Source organism: Stenotrophomonas sp. TD3 (assembly GCF_001939825.1).
In the GTDB taxonomy this organism is placed as follows: Bacteria; Pseudomonadota; Gammaproteobacteria; order Xanthomonadales; family Xanthomonadaceae; genus Stenotrophomonas.
Genome location: NZ_MOYM01000002.1, coordinates 43,791 through 58,832 on the forward strand (window position 1 = coordinate 43,791; position 15,042 = coordinate 58,832).

At 65.7% G+C, this 15,042-nt stretch carries 12 protein-coding genes; 6 read left to right on the top strand and 6 right to left on the bottom strand.

Going from position 1 to position 15,042, the window contains the following annotated elements; all coding sequences use genetic code 11:
* The first annotated feature begins 143 nt into the window (after positions 1 to 143).
* Positions 144 to 1,472, top strand: a complete 1,329-nt coding sequence (locus BKE09_RS17105) for an MFS transporter (protein ID WP_075677353.1) — start codon at positions 144 to 146, stop codon at positions 1,470 to 1,472.
* Between the two features lie 30 nt (positions 1,473 to 1,502).
* Entirely contained in the window at positions 1,503 to 1,853 is a 351-nt protein-coding gene (locus BKE09_RS17110; protein WP_075676852.1) for a DUF1304 domain-containing protein, read from the top strand.
* Between the two features lie 498 nt (positions 1,854 to 2,351).
* Here BKE09_RS17110 and BKE09_RS17115 read toward each other — a convergent pair whose 3' ends face one another.
* The 3 genes from BKE09_RS17115 to BKE09_RS17125 all read right to left on the bottom strand — a co-directional run bounded on the left by BKE09_RS17115 (position 2,352) and on the right by BKE09_RS17125 (position 6,286).
* The gene (locus tag BKE09_RS17115) at positions 2,352 to 2,819 is read right to left on the bottom strand and encodes a hotdog fold domain-containing protein (RefSeq protein ID WP_075676854.1); all 468 of its coding nucleotides are present in this window, start codon (positions 2,817 to 2,819) and stop codon (positions 2,352 to 2,354) included.
* A gap of 75 nt (positions 2,820 to 2,894) precedes the next feature.
* Positions 2,895 to 5,372 carry an acyl-CoA dehydrogenase gene (locus BKE09_RS17120; RefSeq protein WP_075676856.1) on the bottom strand — a complete coding sequence of 826 codons (2,478 nt, stop codon included), beginning with the start codon at positions 5,370 to 5,372 and terminating at the stop codon, positions 2,895 to 2,897.
* A complete protein-coding gene (locus BKE09_RS17125) occupies positions 5,369 to 6,286 on the bottom strand; it encodes an alpha/beta hydrolase (protein ID WP_014038164.1) in 918 nt (305 codons plus the stop codon). The genes BKE09_RS17120 and BKE09_RS17125 overlap by 4 nt, the downstream gene beginning before the upstream one ends.
* Before the next feature lie 153 nt (positions 6,287 to 6,439).
* Between BKE09_RS17125 and BKE09_RS17130 the strand changes: the two genes are divergently transcribed.
* On the top strand, positions 6,440 to 7,042 hold the full coding sequence (locus tag BKE09_RS17130) for a TetR/AcrR family transcriptional regulator (protein WP_005418411.1): 603 nt from the start codon (positions 6,440 to 6,442) through the stop codon (positions 7,040 to 7,042).
* Positions 7,043 to 7,182: 140 nt separating this feature from the next.
* Here BKE09_RS17130 and BKE09_RS17135 read toward each other — a convergent pair whose 3' ends face one another.
* From BKE09_RS17135 to BKE09_RS17145, 3 genes are all read right to left on the bottom strand, one after another.
* Positions 7,183 to 10,071: a TonB-dependent receptor gene (locus tag BKE09_RS17135; protein WP_075676858.1), complete on the bottom strand. Its 2,889-nt coding sequence runs from the start codon at positions 10,069 to 10,071 to the stop codon at positions 7,183 to 7,185.
* 383 nt (positions 10,072 to 10,454) lie between these two features.
* Positions 10,455 to 11,303, bottom strand: a complete 849-nt coding sequence (locus tag BKE09_RS17140; RefSeq protein WP_014038162.1) for a hypothetical protein — start codon at positions 11,301 to 11,303, stop codon at positions 10,455 to 10,457.
* A gap of 116 nt (positions 11,304 to 11,419) precedes the next feature.
* Positions 11,420 to 12,313 (bottom strand): Hsp33 family molecular chaperone HslO, encoded by an 894-nt coding sequence (locus BKE09_RS17145; RefSeq protein WP_075676860.1) that lies wholly within the window; start codon positions 12,311 to 12,313, stop codon positions 11,420 to 11,422.
* Between the two features lie 77 nt (positions 12,314 to 12,390).
* Here BKE09_RS17145 and mtgA point away from each other — a divergent pair, with 77 nt between their 5' ends.
* The 3 genes from mtgA (at position 12,391) to BKE09_RS17160 (ending at position 14,615) form a co-directional block, all read left to right on the top strand.
* On the top strand, positions 12,391 to 13,140 hold the full coding sequence (gene mtgA, locus BKE09_RS17150) for a monofunctional biosynthetic peptidoglycan transglycosylase (RefSeq protein ID WP_075676862.1): 750 nt from the start codon (positions 12,391 to 12,393) through the stop codon (positions 13,138 to 13,140).
* A gap of 64 nt (positions 13,141 to 13,204) precedes the next feature.
* Positions 13,205 to 14,224 (top strand): glycosyltransferase family 2 protein, encoded by a 1,020-nt coding sequence (locus BKE09_RS17155; RefSeq protein WP_075676864.1) that lies wholly within the window; start codon positions 13,205 to 13,207, stop codon positions 14,222 to 14,224.
* A complete protein-coding gene (locus BKE09_RS17160; protein ID WP_075676866.1) occupies positions 14,184 to 14,615 on the top strand; it encodes a CBS domain-containing protein in 432 nt (143 codons plus the stop codon). Before BKE09_RS17155 ends, BKE09_RS17160 begins: the two co-directional genes overlap by 41 nt.
* Positions 14,616 to 15,042 lie beyond the last annotated feature (427 nt).

Here is a 15,042-nt window from a genome sequence, read left to right on the forward strand (position 1 = left end):
CCGGCCGATCGTCGCGTCCATCCGCAGGCGCTAGGGCGCGTCACGCTGGCGATGTTGCAGTGCATTGGCTAACGTACGCGCTTCACTGCCCCGGAGCCTGCCATGCTGCTGTCCAACCGCCGTCTGTGGGCGAGGGGCGCTGCGTGAGCGCTGCACCGGGCAAGGGGCCGCTGCAGGGCCTGACGGCGGCGCTGCGCGAGTCGCCAGCACTGTGGTGGTCGTTCCTGTACTTCTTCTGCCTGCTCAGCGGCTACTACGTGCTGCGCCCGGTGCGTGAGGCCATGGCCGCTTCGGCGGACCTGGAGACGGTGTTCCCGCCCGTGCTCATTGCCTGGTTCGCCAGCCATGGCATTGCATTGAAGGACTTCGTCCTGCAGTTCCTGTTCTCCTGCGTGTTCGTGATCATGCTGGCGCTGCAGCCGGTCTACGGCTGGCTGGTCAGCCGCTTCCCGCGGCGGGTGTTCCTGCCGGCGGTGTATGGCTTCTTCATCGTCACCCTGCTGGGGTTCTACGTGCTGTTCGACAGCGGCGTACCGGGCCGGGGCATGGCCTTCTTCTTCTGGGTCATGGTGTTCAACCTGTTTGCGGTGGCGGTGTTCTGGAGCTTCATGGCCGATGTGTTCTCCAATGCGCAGGCGCGTGCCTACTACGGCTACATCGGCGCCGCCGGTACCCTCGGTGCCTTCCTGGGCCCGTTGATCACCAGTGCGCTGGTGCAGCGCGTGGGCATCGCCAACCTGATGCTGGTCTCGGCAGGGTTCCTGGTCGTGTGCCTGTTGTGCATCTGGCGGCTGCGGCACTGGGCGGTGCTGCGCGAGCGCGAGCAGCAACTGGTCTCCGGCGAGCAGCCGATGGGCGGCAGCGTGCTCGACGGCCTGAAACTGATCGTGCGTGAGCCGCTGCTGCGTTGGCTGGCAGTGATGGTGGTGTTCGGCGTGGGCGTCGGCACGCTGTTGTACAACCAGCAGGCCAGCATCGTGCGCGCGGCCTTCACCGACCCGGCGGCCAGTACCGCGTTCTTCTCGCGCATCGACCTGGCGGTGAACGCGCTGGCGCTGCTGATGCAGGTGGGCCTGACCCGCTGGCTGCTGTCACGCCATGGCATCGCGCCGGCGCTGCTGATTCCTGGTTTCGCGATCCTGGTCGGCTTCTCGGTGCTGGCGGCCTCCCCGATGCCGTTGATGGTCGCAGTGGTGCAAGTGATGACCCGCGCCAGCGAGTTCGCACTGGCCAAGCCTGCGCGCGAGACGATCTACACCCGCGTGGACCGGCAGTGGCGCTACAAGGCCGGCGCGGCGATCGATACCGTGGTGTACCGCGGCGCGGACCTGGGGTTCACCTGGGTCCACAAGGCACTGACCCTGTTTGGTTCGCACGTGGTGTTCATCGGCGGCGTGCTGGTGGCCGGTTTCATGACCCTGGCTGCGTTCGGCGTGCTGCGCGAAGAAAAGAAACTGCCGCGCGACCGCTGACGCGGCCCCATCTTCCCGAGGAGAGAAACGATGTTGCTGATCGCGCTGCTGCTGACCGTACTGGTCGCGGTGCTTCACCTGTACTTCCTGGTGCTGGAGATGTTCCTGTGGACCCGCCCGCTGGGCCTGAAGACGTTCCGCAACACGCTGGAGAAGGCCGAGATCACGCATGTGCTGGCGGCCAACCAGGGCCTGTACAACGGCTTCCTGGCGGCAGGCATCGTAGTGGGGCTGGTGATCGATCAGCCAGTGCTGGTGACGTTCTCGCTGGCCTGCGTGGTGGTGGCCGGGTGCTATGGCGCCTACAGCGTGAGCCGCCGCATTTTCATGATCCAGGCGGTGCCTGCGATCCTGGCGTTGGTTCTTCGCGCCGTGGCGTGATTTCCAGCCAACGGCGCAGCCCCTCGTGGGGTGGTCGCGTAAAGCTTGTCATGGGGTTGGCCGGGCGGGTTGGGTTCTCGGGGGACGCCGCAAGTACGTCCTTGTAGGCTTGGCCGCGGCATCCATGCCGCGGACACCCCCGCGAACCCAACCCGCCCGGCCTCAGACAGGTTCCGTGCGCGGCCAGCCCACGGAGAAGAAAAAAGAAGATCAAGGGCAACAGCGGATCGCTGCGCTCGTGGGTTCTGTGTGCATGAAAAAAAGCGGCCGATGGGTCGCTTTTGCTTTTGCTCTTCTTTTTCTCTTCGGTGGGGGACGCCGCAGAGATCCGTCCGAGGCCGGAGGGGTGGGGCCGGGCGGGGTATCCGCGCCATGGATGGCGCGGCTAAGCCTACAGGGACGTACTTGCGGCGTCCCCGCATGGACCCAGCCCTCCGGCCCAACCGATAAACCGCTTTCGCCGTCCACCCACGAGGGGCTGCGCCGTTCGCGGGAACCTCACTTCGCCGGCGACATCCACATGTCGATGACCGCGCTGAACACCTCGGTGCCCGCACGGTCGCGCACGCTCACCGTCACCGGCAGCGCATAGCCCTCGGCCGCGACGACAATCGGCTGCGCCGGCAACGCCACCGCCCGCAGCGTGCCACGCGCCTTCGCCAGGTACTGCACCTGCATTCCCTTCGGGATCCAGCGCATGCCCTTTGGCAGCGAGGCATCGACCATCAGCCCGGCGGTCAGCTCGGCCAGGTTGCACATCGCGATCGCGTGCACCGTGCCGATGTGGTTGCGCACCTTGCGGCGGTCGGCCAGCGTGCCTTCACAGCGGCCGTGCTCAAGGTGGGTGATGCGCGGCGCGATGCTGGCGAAGTAGGGTGCCTTGAAGCACACCGCGCGCGAGAACAGCCAGTTGCCGGCGGGCCAGCGCTGCAGGCGGTGGTAGAGCGAGAGCAGGGGCGTGGACATGGTGGATATTCCGGTCGGCGGATAAAGCGACGGCGGGCCGAGGCCCGCCGTCGAGGCAACGCGTGTCGCGGGCGATCAGGCCGCCTGCGAGTGCGGATCCTTGTGCTGGCGGTCGTAGTAGCTGGCCGCGCGCAGTTCGTGGGTGTCGAAGTCGTCCACGGTGATGGTGTCCAGGGTCAGCGTGCGCAGCTCTTCCAGCAGGCTGCGCTCGTCCTGGGTGATCACGCCCTCGGCCACGGCCTCGTCCAGCTGCGCCTTGAAGTCCAGCGCCTCGATGCCCTTGCTCTTCAGCGCCTTCAGGAACTTGCGCTCCACCGGCTCGGCCATGATCGCCTTGCTCAGGTAGCTGTTGATACGGCCGCCCGGGTTGTTCTCGCACGGGGTCAGGAACACGCCGCTGGCCAGACGGTCGCGGGCTTCATTCGGCGCCATCAGCAGGGCGGCGACACGGCGACTCAGGCGGTCGCCCGGAGCCTCGGCGCGACGGCCCAGCGGGAAGATCAGCGCCCACATCAGCCAGCCGATCGGACGGATCGGGAAGTTGCGCAGTGCGGCCGACAGCGACTCTTCGATCTTGTGCACGCTGTCATGGAAGGCCCAGGCCAGCAGCGGCTGGTCGGCCTGCGGTGCGCCTTCGTCGTGGTAGCGCTTGAGCATGGCGCTGGTCATGTAGACGTGGCTCAGCACATCGCCCAGGCGGCCGGACAACGATTCCTTGAACTTCAGCTTGCCGCCGAGGGTCATCATCGAGATGTCGGCCATCAGCGCCAGGTTGGCCGAGTAGCGGTCCAGCTTGCGGAAGTAGCGGCGGGTATAGGCATCGCCCGGGGCGGCACCGAAGCGCGCGCCGGTCAGGCCGAACCAGAACGAACGCACGGCATTGGAGATGCCGAAGCGGATGTGGCCGAACAGGCTGCGGTCGAAGTCCTGCAGGCCGGCACGGGTATCCGGATCCTGCGCGGCCTTCATTTCCTTCAGCACCCACGGGTGGCAGAGGATCGCACCCTGGCCGAAGATCAGCAGGCTGCGGGTCATGATGTTGGCGCCTTCCACGGTGATCGCGATCGGCGCGGCCTGCCAGCTGCGACCGGCGAAGTTGCGCGGGCCCAGGATGATGCCCTTGCCGCCGATCACGTCCATCATGTCCGAGATCACTTCACGGCTCATGTTGGTGCAGTGGTACTTGGCAATGGCGGACGGCACCGACGGCACATCGCCACGGTCGACCGCCGCTGCAGTGGCCTGCGACAGCGCACTGATCTTGTAGGCCTTGCCACCGATGCGGGCCAGCGCTTCTTCCACGCCCTCGAAGCGGCCGACCGACAGGCCGAACTGCTTGCGGATGCGAGCGTAGGCACCGGTCACGGCGGCACCGGCCTTGGCACCGCCGCTGGCGGTGGATGGCAGGGTGATCGAGCGGCCCACGGCCAGGCACTCGTTGAGCATGTTCCAGCCCTTGCCGGCCATGGCTGCGCCACCGATCAGCTGGGTCAGCGGAATGAACACGTCCTTGCCGCGGATCGGGCCGTTCTGGAACGTCGAGTTCAGCGGGAAGTGGCGACGGCCGATTTCAACGCCGGCGGTGTCGCGCGGCAGCAGGCCCAGGGTGATGCCGATGTCGCGGGTATCGCCGATCAGGCCATCCGGGTCGTACATGCGGAAGGCCAGGCCGATCAGCGATGCGACCGGGGCCAGCGTGATGTAGCGCTTGTCGAAGGTCAGCTTGACGCCGAGCACCTGCTCGCCGTTCCACTCGCCCTTGCAGACGATGCCGTAGTCCGGGATCGAGGTGGCGTCGGAGCCGGCGAACGGACCGGTCAGGCCGAAGCAGGGCACTTCGCGGCCATCCGCCAGGCGCGGCAGGTACTGGTCCTTCTGTTCCTGGGTGCCGTAATGCACCAGCAGCTCACCCGGGCCCAGCGAGTTGGGCACACCGACGGTGGAGCTGACCACCGAAGACACCGAGGCCAGCTTCTGGATGACTTTGTGGTGGGCCAGCGCGGAGAAGCCCAGGCCGCCATATTCCTTCGGGATGATCATGCCGAAGAACTTGTTCTTCTTGATGAAGGCCCACAGTTCCGGCGGCAGGTCCGCGTGGACGTGGGTGATTTCCCAGTCGTTGACCATCGTGCACAGCTCTTCCACCGGGCCATCAAGGAAGGCCTGTTCTTCGGCGGTCAGCTGCGGCTTGGGATAGTTGAGCAGGATGTTCCAGTCCGGATCACCGGTGAACAGTTCGCCCTCGAAACCGACCGAACCGGTTTCCAGCGCGATGCGCTCGGTCTGCGACAGCGGCGGCAGCACCTTGCGGAACACCTTCATCATCGGGCCGGTCAGCAGCGGCTTGCGGATGAACGGCAGCAGCAGCGGCACGGCGATGACGGCCAACACGGCGGCCGCGACGATCGTGGCGGTCTGGTTGACGTAGGGAATGAACCAGCAGGCGGCCAGCAGGGCCACGCTGATCAGCGTCCAGGTAACCAGCCGCATGCGGTGGTAGGCGACGAACGCGCCTGCCAGCAGCAGGGCGAGGAAGGGAAGAACGATGCTCATGAGCGTGCTCCGGTGACGTGCTCGTTTGTGGCGGACGAAGCCGCAGCGTCCGCTGCGGGCAACACGTCCAGATAGTCCAACACAGTAGCGGTAAAGGCGTCGTTGTCATCGCCGGCGACCATGTGCGTGGCCTGCGGCAGCTGTACATGGCGCGCATGCGGCGCCAACGCCAGGAATTCGGCCACGGTCTGCGGCGTGACCAGGTCACTGCGTCCGCCGCTGACCAGCAGCAGCGGGCACTTCACCTGGCGCGCGGCCTCGGCCAGCGCATCCTGGTGCTGTTCGCTGTCGCGGGCCAGCTCGGCCACCAGGCGCGGGTCCCAGTGCCAGCGCCAGCGTCCGTGGCCGTCCTCCCGCAGCAGGGCACGCAGCGACTGCTCGGATTTGCGCGGACGGTGCGGCATGTACGCCGAGATCACGTCGGCGGCCTGGGTCAGCGAGGCGAAGCCGTCGGGATGGGCGGTCATGAAGGCCAGGATGCGCTCGACGCCGGCGGTGTCCCAGCGCGGGGTGATGTCGACCAGCACCATCGCCGAGAACAGGCCCGGCCAGCGTGATTCGGCCAGCAGGCCGAACAGTCCGCCCATCGATGCTGCAACCAGTACCGGCGGGCGCGGCTGCTCGCCGGCCAGCACGATCAGGTCATCGGCGAACTGTTCGCCGTGATAGGGCAGGTCGGCGGCATTCCAGTCCGAATCGCCGTGGCCGCGGGCGTCATAGGCCAGCGTCTGCAGGCCGGCCGCGTTCAGTGCGCGGGCGGTGGCATTCCAGGCGTGGCGGGTCTGGCCGAAGCCATGCGCGAACAGCACCCGGCCGCGCCGGCCATGGTCGCTGGCGGTGGCTGCCAGGCGGGCGCCATGGGCGGCGTCCAGGCGCAGGTCATGGAACGCAGCGGGAGGTGGGGACGTAACCATACTTGCTAGTATGGATCGCTTCGGGGGGAAGTCAATACTGTACGGTATGGTGCGCTGCGGAACGCGCCTGAATGGACCGCCCCGGGGGCCCTGCGACGGTTTCGACCGCAACCGCGTACTGCAACGAACCCCGGCGTATGGTTAAATCAGCCCATGAATCAACCTGACGCTTCCGCCGGCGAACCGCGCGCCGGCCGCAACAGCCGCCTGAGTGCCGAAGACTGGGCCCAGGCGGCCCTCGATCTGATTGCTGAACAAGGTGTCGGCGCCGTCGCGGTGGAGCCGCTGGCACGGCGGCTCGGCGTCACCAAGGGCAGTTTCTACTGGCATTTCCCTTCGCGCGATGCATTGCTGCAGGCGGCGCTGGAACGCTGGGAACTGTTCGAACAGGAACAGGTGTTCGGCAGCCTGGAAGACGTGCCGGATCCGCGCGTGCGCCTGCGCCAGCTGTTCCAGATGGTGGCGCATGAAGTGCAGCCGCACATCATCTACAGCGAGCTGCTGAAGGCACTGGATCATCCGATGGTGCGGCCGGTGATCGACCGCGTCTCGCAGCGCCGCCTTGATTATCTGGTCGCCTCGTTCCGCCAGGCCGGGCTCAGCTCGACCGATGCGCGTCATCGCGCACGTCTTGCCTATGCTGCCTACGTCGGCTTCCTGCAGTTGTCGCTGCAGCTGCAGCAGCCCAAGCAGGCGCGCGAGGATTTCGAAGCGTACGTCGAGCATCTGATCGAGACGCTCATTCCGAACGGATGAGCGCCCGGGAGTGATGCCGAAGCAAGGCCGCGGCGATGCCGCGGCTTTTTTTGTTGCGCGCTGGCCAGCTGTTTCCATGCGGCACAAAGAACAACGGCCCCTTGCGGGGCCGTTGCTGCATCAGCTGATCATATTGCCGATCAGAACTTCTGCTTGTACTGCATGTACATGAAGCGACCGATGTCGTAGCCACCGTAGTAGGAGTACTGCGAGTTCGGCGCCGAGTACATCTGCGGGCCGTAATGGTCGAACACGTTACGCGCGCCGACGGCGATGGTTGCATTCCACGGTGCGTTCCAGGAGACCTGGACGTCGTGGAAAGTGGTGGCGCCACGGCGGTTCATCGGCTGGTCGCGTGCCGGATCCGGCGAGCCGAAGTCAGGCAGGCTGCACTCGGTCGAGAAGTAGCACTGTTCCTTCACGCTGGAGAAGTAACGGGTACCCCAGGTGATGCCCCAATCGCCGTATTCCCAGCCCAGCACCAGGTTCGAACGCAGGCGGAAGTTGCTGCTGAAGCCATTGAGCACCGACACCGGAACCGACTCGGCATTGGTGGTCTTCAGCACGTTCTTGCTGACGTAGGTGTTCTGCAGGTTGGCGTTGAAGCTGCCCCAGCTGCTGGTTTCGAAGCGATAGGCCACATCGAAGTCGAAGCCTTCGGTTTCCTGGTAACCGGCATTACGCGGTGCGTACGTCAGGTTCGTCACGATGCCGCGGGTTGCGTCGCGGGTGAACGAGTTGCAGCGGTCGGCGATGCCGAGCACGTAGCAGTCGTTGAGCTGGGTGGTCGGATCGTCGGTGACGATGGTGTTGGTGATCTTGATGTTCCACCAGTCCAGGCTCATGTTCAGGCCCTGGGCGAAGGTCGGGCTCCACACCAGGCCGACGGTCTTGGACTTGGACTTTTCCGGAGTCAGGTTCGGGTTGGAGACGGCGTTGAACGGCACCGGGCTCTGCTCATCCTGGCCTTCCGCCGGGACGTAACCCTGCTTCAGCTGGCGGAAATTCGGGGCCAGTGCGCCCAGGGCGGCGGCGCAACGCTGGGCGGTGGCCGGATCGCTGGCAGCCAGACCGAAATCGGTATCGCACGGATCGGTGAAGTAGGCGAAGGTCTGCGAGCTGCCGCCATACAGGTTGTCGATGGTCGGCGCGCGGAAGCCTTCGGCGTAGGTTGCACGCACCAGCAGCTGGTCGATCGGCTTCCACTTCAGGCCGAACTTGTTGTTGGTGGTGTTGCCGAAGGTGTTGTACTTCGAGTAGCGCGATGCGGCGTTGAAGCTCAGTTCCTTGGCACCCGGCAGGTCAGCCAGGATCGGAACGTTCAGCTCCAGATAGACTTCGTTGACGTTGTAGCCACCGCCGGTCGGGCCAGCGGCCAGATCGGTCGAGTAGCCCGACTGCGACAGCGCATCCGGAACGTAAGTGCCCTTGTCTTCGCGGTACTCGTAACCCAGTGCGAAGCCCAGGTCGCCGGCGGGCAGGGTGAACAGGCTGCCGGCGATGTTCGCGTAGTAGGTCTTGGTGGTGACTTCACCGGTGTTCTTGGTGGTCGGGAACAGGAACTGCTGCAGGGCAGGATTGCCGGTCAGGCCGCCGTCGCCGGTACGTCCGTACGGAATGGCCGGATTCCACGGAATGCAGCCGCCCGGGCCCGGGCCATAGATCGGGTTGGTGCCTGCGGCCAGGCCGGCGGCTGTGCCGCACTCGACGCGGCCGGTGGCCGGGTTGAGGAACGACGCGCCGGTGGCCTGGGTGACCGCCAGCATGTTGTAGTTGCCGGTCTGGGTCTGCAGGTTCTCCGAATTCTGGTAGATGTAGCCGGCTTCCCAGTCGAAGTACTTGTCATTGAACTGGAAGCTGCCCTGCAGGGCGCCAGTGAAGCGGAAGGTGGTCAGCTTGTTGGTCGACAGGCGCGGCACTTCCCAGCCACGGCGGATGAAGCCCATGTCGGTGCCGAACGGGTTGTAGTAGCTGTCCTGCGAGAGCACGGTACCCAGCTGGCGCTCGTAGTCTGCCGACTGCAGCGGATAACCGGCGACCTGGGCCTGCGACTCGCGACGGGTGTACAGCAGGTCGGAGACGAAGCGGATGTTGTCGGTCAGGTCGTACTGCACGTTGGCGAACACCGAGCGACGCTTGGTCGGCGTCAGCAGGTGCATCTGCTCGTTGGAGTTGCTGACGTCACCGGTGATCGGGGTGAGGTCGGTCTCGTGATAGGCGTTCGGATCGAACGGATTTCCGCCACGGTTCAGCGTCAGCAACGGCGCTTCCGGATCATTGACGTCATAGACCGCGCCCCACTGACTGACCGGGGTCCAGCCGCGGTCCGGGTGGCGATCCGTACGCTGCGACTTGCTGAACCAGCGATCCTTGGCCCAGACAGCCTTTTCTTCGGCGTATTCGGCGCCGATGGTGACCGAACCACGATCACCGGTGAAGCCGGCCACGAAGTCGAAGCTGCTCTTCTGGCCATCGCCTTCGCCGTACTGGCCGACGTAGGCATTGGCTTCCAGGCCCTGGAAGTTCTTGCGGGTGATGATGTTGATCACGCCGGCAATCGCGTCGGAGCCGTAGATCGACGAGGCACCGTCCTTCAGCACGTCGATACGCTCGACGATGGAGGACGGAATCTGCGATACGTCCTGCAGGCCGCTGACGCTGGCGCCGAGGCGCTTGCCGTCGACCAGCACCAGCGTGCGCTCGGCACCGAGGTTGCGCAGGTCGATGTAGAAGCCACCGACGGCTTCACCGGAGGACAGCGGCTCGGAACGGCTGATGGCCGGGCTGCCGGCGGCAGAGATGTTCTGCAGGACGTCGGCAACCGTCTTGAAGCCGCTCTTCTCGATCGAAGCGCGGCTGATGCTCAGGACGGGCTGGGCGGTTTCGGTATCGACCTGGCGGATGCGCGAACCGGTGACCTCGATACGGTCGAGGTTGGTGGCTTCCTGGGCGTGGGCCGTCGCGGTGGTGGCACCGGCGACAAGCGCGATCACAACTGCGTCACGCAGCTGGCTGGACTTGAGTTTCATTGGCTCTCTCTCTCCAAGAAATCTTGGCTGGGGTTAATGCCCGGCGGGGGAGCGAAAAAGCGCTCCCAAATCGCGAGGCTGACCCGATAGTAACGGGCGTTCGCCAAGAATTAAAGCTGTGTTAATCAAGTCTGTGATTTTGGTAAAAGTGCGCTTTTTTCATGCCAATCAACAGGTTGCTGGTATGGTCATGACGTTCTGCCTCGTTTGTTAACGCAGAATGATGAAAAAAGTTTCGATTGAAATGTATCCCAATATGTCGATGCGTTATGTTTCATCTCCCAACGGCGATACCGATTCCGTCAGTGCAGGGCAGAAATGCATATGCAAAAGGCGCCTTTCGGCGCCTTTGGGAATATCGCTGCTGACGTTACGTGACCGGATCAGAGATCCTGTTCGTAACGCACATACGGCACGGTGCCGTCGTCGTTGCTTTCGTTGCGCGGGGAGAACGGATTCTTGCCGCGGCTGATCACATTCTCGGCGCCGACGGTGAGCTGGCCGGACCACGGGGTACGCCAGGTCAGGCCGATGCCCAGCCCTTCCCACTTGCCGGGCTTGCCCGGGACGTCGACCACGCGGCCGATGATGCTGCCGGTGAAGTTGCCGTAACCGGCGCCGATGCTCAGGCTCTTGCTGTCCCAGCGGTCGACGATGGCCGGCGAGGCGTCGGCCAGCGGAACCAGGCGCGCCTTGGCGTAGGTACCGGCAATGGAGACGAAGCCTTCGCGACCGATGTTCTTCTGCGCGAACACGGTCAGATCGTTCTGCTCGGCGCGCAGCGAGGGCGTCTTGTTCGGGCCCGACAACCAGGCGGGCAGGGTTTCACGGCCGGTGCCGGCGGTGATGCCCAGGCGGCTGTTGCCTCGGTTCAGCGCGGCGGTACCGCTGAAACGACGGCTGTTCAGATCATCCTCGTCGCCCAGGCTGGCCAGCATGCAATGGCTGGCCAGACCGCTGATGCTGGTACCGCTGCTGCTGTTGCAGAGCAGGCCCAGCGAATCGCCGGAGGACAGGCCAAAGGCCGCGTCCAGCGAATTGCGGCCGAAATGCCAGCGGGCGCCGGCCGCCTGTTCACCGGTCGGTTCCAGGTACAGCAGCGCCTCGACCTTGCCGCTGCCCTTGTTCCATACCGGCAGGACGGTGCGGGTGTCCTTGCTCTGCGCATGCACGCCCGTGATCGCGCCAAGGGCGATCAGCAGGGCCAGCGGTAGACGCAGGTAGGTACGCATCGGACCAGTTCAGACAGGGACGGACAACGGAAGTTCCCGTGGGGACGGGAACCTGATCCTAGGGTGTTTATGAATTCTTAACAAGCCTTGATCCTCCCCAGGTACAAGACTGCCGTTTACTGAAGTCGTTCAGGCGCCGGTACAACCCCCTGGGCGCCGTGGAACAGTATGCCGAACTCCGTCAATGGAAAGTGATACTCGCGCCCGCAGAATTCGCAACGCACCTCGACGGCGCCAGTATCCTCGGCGGCCGCGCGGGCCTCCTCTTCCCCCAGCGACTGCAGCATGCCGGCCACCCGCTCGCGCGAGCAGGAGCAGGCGAAGGACAGCGGCTTGTCGCCCAGCAGTTCCGGCCGCTCCTCGTGGAACAGGCGGTGCAGCAGCTGCTCGGCCGGGGTCGCCAGCAGCTCGGCCTTGCCCAGGGTCTCGAACAGGGCGCTGGCGCGGGCCCAGCCATCCTCGTCGCCTTCGTCGCCCGGCAGCTTCTGCAGCAGCAGGCCAGCGGCACCGTTGCGGTCGGCCGCCAGCAGCAGGCGGGTCGGCAGCTGCTCCGACTGGCGGAAGTAGTCCTCGAAGGCCTCGTCCAGTTCCGGCGCGGTCAGCGCGACCAGGCTCTGGTAGCGCTGCGGCTCGCGCGGGTCCAGGCCGGGGTTCTCGATGGTGATGGCCAGGATGGCGTCCTCGCCGAGGCTGGACAGGTCACGCGGCGCGTCGGCGCCCTCGCTGAGCTGGGCGATGCCGCGCAGGGTGCCGGCGGCGGTGCATTCGGCGAACAGGGTGCGCAGGGCGGTGCTGCTGCGCAGTTGCACCGACAGGCGGCCGTCGATCTTGGTGTGGCCGGTGAACAGTGCCGAGGCGACACAGGCCTCGCCGAGCAGCTCGGCAGCGGCGTCCGGGTACGCAGCGTGGGACAGGATTTCCTGCCAGGTGGCCTGCAGGTGCACATGCACGCCGCGGACGCCGGCGTCGGGGAGCAGGAAACGGATCAGGGAATCGGAGTTGGCGGTCATCGGCTCACATCGCGCGTAAACGGGGGCGGTTGCCGGATAATGCGCCGACAACCAGACAGAAGAAGGATGCACCAGTAATGGGGGCAGCGGGAGAGCAGCACAAGGTAGAGGCGGTGGTGGCCGCGCCGCGCCGGCGACGCTGGCGCTGGAAGCGGCTGCTGTGGCTGCCGGTGCTGCTGGCCGCCTTCAGCTGCCTGCAGGTGCTGGTGCTGCGGTTCATCGACCCGCCGGTGTCCACGGTGATGCTGTGGCGCTATGGCGAGGCGCTGGGCGAGGCCGACTGGTCCTATCGGCTGCATTACCAGTGGCGCGACCTCGACCAGATGGCCCCGAGCCTGCCGATCTCGCTGGTGGCGGCCGAGGACCAGCGCTTCCCCGACCACAATGGCTTCGACCTGCAGGCCATCGAAAAGGCCCGCGACCACAACGCCAGGGGCGGACGCCTGCGCGGCGCCAGCACGATCAGCCAGCAGGTGGCCAAGAACCTGTTCCTGTGGCAGGGCCGCAGCTGGATCCGCAAGGGCCTGGAAGTCTGGTACACGGTGCTGATCGAGGCGCTGTGGCCGAAGGAGCGCATCCTGGAGATGTACCCCAACATCGCCGAGTTCGGTGATGGTGTGTACGGCGCGCAGGCAGCAGCCCAGAAATACTGGGGCAAGGACGCGGCCCGGTTGAGCCCGGCCGAGAGCGCGCGACTGGCGGCGGTACTGCCGGCACCGCGACGCTACAACGCGGCCGCGCCGGGGCCGTATGTGCAGCGGCGCGCCGCATGGATCCAGCGCCAGGCGCGCCAGCTGGGGGGCGCGTCATACCTGTCGGAGGACTGAGACAGGCGCGGCGTGATCGACAGGCGACGGGCCGTGCGCCCGGCGGGCAACGTACAATCCGGGCATGACCCGCGAACGGCTCACTTTTGTCATCGCCGCCTATAACGAGGCCCTGGCGCTGCCGCTGCTGCATCCGCGGTTGTGCGCGGTGCTGGACGGCCTGCCCGACATCGACGGCCACATCCTCTATGTGGATGACGGTAGCCACGATCGCACCTGGGAGGTGATCGCCGGGCTGGCCCAGGCCGACGCGCGCGTCTCGGCGCTGAAGCTGTCGCGCAACTTCGGCAAGGAGGCGGCGCTGACCGCAGGCCTGGATCTGGTGCATGAGGGGGCTGCGATGATCCTCGATGCCGACGGTCAGGACCCGCCGGAGCTGGTGCCGCAGTTCGTCGCGCGTTGGCGCGAGGGCCATGACAACGTCTACGGCACGCGCATGGCCCGCGATGGCGAGGCCTGGATCAAGCGCGCCACGGCAGCGATGTTCTATCGGGTGATGGGCCGCCTGTCGCGTACGCCGATTCCGGCCGATACCGGAGATTTCCGCCTGCTGTCGCCGCGCGCGCTGAGTGCCCTGCGCGGGATGCGTGAGCGCCACCGCTTCATGAAGGGGCTTTTCAGCTGGGTAGGCTTCAAGCGGATTGCCGTGCCCTATCACCGCCACGCGCGCGTGGCCGGCACCAGCAAGTTCAGCCTGTGGCGGCTGTGGAATTTCGCCCTCGAAGGCATCACTGGGTTCTCGACCGTGCCGCTGCGGGCCGCCACCTACCTGGGCCTGGCAACCGCAGCGGTCGCGTTCGTGTTCGGCCTGTGGGTGATCGTGAAGGCGGCGCTGTATGGCGACCGGGTGGCGGGCTGGCCGACGATGATGGCGGTGATCCTGTTCCTGGGCGGGGTGCAGCTGATCGCGCTGGGCCTGATCGGCGAGTACCTGGGACGGCTGTACGAGGAATCCAAGCAGCGGCCGTTGTACCTGGTTGACGCGTGGCTAGCATCCGCCGTGGCAGACTCGGCCCTGCAACCCACCCTCGGAGGGCAGGCAGATGACGACGGTACGGCAACTGTTGGACGGCAAGTCTCCTGAAGTACATGCGGTCGCGCCGGATGCGGCGGTGATTGACGCGATCCGGTTGATGGCGGAAAAGGGCGTCGGTGCGGTGCTGGTGATGGACGGGCCGCGATTGGTCGGGATCCTGTCCGAGCGTGATTACGCGCGCAAGATCGTGCTGCGTGATCGTTCGTCGCGCGATACCGCGGTGGCGGAGATCATGACGGCGCAGGTGGTGACCGTGTCGCCGGGCGAGAAGGTGGAGCACTGCCTGCAACTGGTGACCGACTACCGCATCCGCCATCTGCCGGTGGTCGAGGGCGCGCAGGTGCTGGGGGTGATCTCCATCGGCGACCTGGTGAAGTCGGTGATCGATGCGCAGCGGCGCGAGCTGGACCAGCTGCAGCAGTACATCGTGGCAGGGTGAGTTGTTCGCTGGCGGGCCTGCGGCCCGCCGGCCCGCTTTTTGAAGCTCAAAGCCAAAGCCAAAGCCAAAGCAGCGCCTTCCTGATGCGGGGGGAGGCTGAGGGCATGGGCGTGCAGGACACGCCGCAAGTACGTCCCTGTAGGCTCGATGGCGCCATCCATGGCGCCAACGGTCCTGCACGCCCATGCCCTCAGCCTCTGGATACATTGCCGCGAGCGCGGTGAGCTTTGTTGCAGGCGATCTGCTTTTGGTAGCTGCCAACCTTGGTTGGCAACAGCTTTTGACTTTGTTTTTTCTTTTGACTTTGAATTTCCGCTCTCGTTCCGCGCGCGCGGGAAACTGTCGGGAGCCGGAGCAAGGCGGCAGGCAGGACCGTGAGGCGCATGGATGCGCCGACCGAGCCTACAGGGACGTATTTACGGCGTGT